The following is a 1982-nucleotide window of genomic DNA, read 5'->3' as shown; positions in this document are numbered from 1 at the left end:
GACATCGTCATCACCGACCTGCTTGCCTCGCGCCACCACGCCTCGCTGCTCGTCCGCGGCCCGCACGTCGACCTCGTCGATCTGGACTCCGCGAACGGCACGTTCCTCGACGGCCGCCGTATCCAGCAGGCGCCGGTCAACCGGGGTGCCATCATCGCCATCGGCCATCATGTCTTCCAGCTTGAGGGCGATCTGCTTGTCGAGTACCTCGACTCCGGTGACGTCAGTTTCGAAGCCGAGCATCTCAACGTGTGGGCCGGTGGGAAGCAGCTCCTGCACGACATGACCTTCCGCCTGCCCGGGCAGGCGCTGCTCGGTGTGGTGGGCCCGTCGGGTGCTGGAAAGTCGACGCTGCTCAACGCGCTGACCGGCTTCCGGCCGGCGAACCAGGGTGCGGTGCGGTACGCGGGCCGGGATCTTTACACCGAGTACGACGAGTTGCGCCGCCGGATCGGTTATGTGCCGCAGGACGACATCCTGCACACCTCGCTGACGGTCCGGAAGGCGCTGGAGTTCGGCGCCGAGCTGCGGTTCCCCCCGGACGTGACGGAGCCGGAGCGCGACAGGCGGATCGACGAGGTCCTCGCCGAGCTGAACCTCACCCCGCATGCGGGCACGGCTGTCGCCAAGCTGTCCGGCGGCCAGCGCAAGCGGGTCTCGGTGGCGTTGGAGCTGCTGACCCGGCCCACGCTGCTGTACCTGGACGAGCCGACTTCGGGCCTCGATCCGGGCATGGACCTGCAGGTCATGCAGTCGCTGCGTAAGCTCGCCGACGACGGCCGCACGGTCGTCGTCGTCACGCACTCGGTGGCGCAGCTCGACCTGTGTGACTACGTCCTGGTACTCGCGCCGGGCGGCTATGTCGCCTATTTCGGGCCGCCGCAGGACGCGTTGGCGTTCTTCGGTGAGCAGGGCTACCCGTGGGTGTTCCTGCGTCTGCAGGAGAACCCGGGGGCCGACTCGGCGGCGCGTTTCCGCCAGTCTCGGCACTACGTGCCGGCGTCGGTGACGGCCCCGTCGGCCCGGCGCGCGCCGGAGGAGTTGCCGAGTATTCGGCAGCAGTCGGTGCTCTCGCAGCTGGTGACGCTGAGCAGGCGAACACTGGCGGTCATCGCGTCCGACAAGGGCTACCTGCGTCTCGCGGTCGCGTTCCCGTTTGTGCTGGGTGCGATCCCACGATTTATCAAAGGGGACTTCGCCGACACCCATGACATGTTCACGCCGAACTCGGACGCGCCCACCATCTTCCTGATCATGGTGCTGTGTGCCTGTTTCATGGGTATGTCGAACTCGGTGCGTGAGATTGTCAAGGAACGGGCGATCTATCAACGGGAACGTGCCATCGGGCTGTCGAGAGCCGCGTACGTCGGCTCGAAGGTCTTCGTGCTGCTCATCATCACTGTCCTGCAGGTGATCCCGTTCACGCTTATCAGCCTCGTCGGCCGGCAGCCACCGAGCCACCTGGCACTCGGCAACACGCTGCTGGAATGCATGCTCGCGGTGTTCGTGGTGGGTTTCGCTTCCGGCATGATCGGACTGGTGATCTCGGCGCTGGTGGACAACGCCGACAAGACGATGCCGTTGCTGGTCATCGTCACGATGGTCCAGCTGGTGTTCTCCGCCGGCATCGTGCCGATCGGGGGCACACGGGTGCTGGAGCAGGTCGCTGTCGTCTCGCCGGCCAGGTGGGGCTTCGCGGGGCTGGCCGCGGACGCCGACTTCAACACGATCACCCGCGCTGGCCTCCAGCGGCCGAAGACCGTGAACGGCCAGCCCGTCGCCGGGCTGACCGTGCCAGTCAACCCGAATGCGCCGAAGCCGGACCGGCTGTTCGACCACACGAACAAGCAGTACGCGATCGACATCGGCGCCGGGATCGTGGTCACCGCGGTCTACATCGGCATCACGTCGATGCTGCTACGCCGGCTGGACCCGAAGACGGGCAGAAAACGAAGGCCGGCCCCCACCCAGTAGCCAGGCGC

General features: G+C 66.8%; 1 protein-coding gene. It reads left to right on the top strand.

The window, feature by feature from the left end; all coding sequences use genetic code 11:
• The coding region (locus NBZ85_RS30715; protein ID WP_261563378.1) for an ATP-binding cassette domain-containing protein at positions 1-1974 on the top strand (1974 nt) is incomplete at its 5' end.
• Positions 1975-1982: the final 8 nt, after the last annotated feature.

Origin of the sequence: Frankia tisae, from assembly GCF_025403405.1 — a bacterium.
Lineage (GTDB): Bacteria > Actinomycetota > Actinomycetes > Frankiales > Frankiaceae > Frankia > Frankia tisai.
Note: the sequence above shows the minus strand (reverse complement) of the source record. Positions and strands in the feature narration are given on the sequence as shown.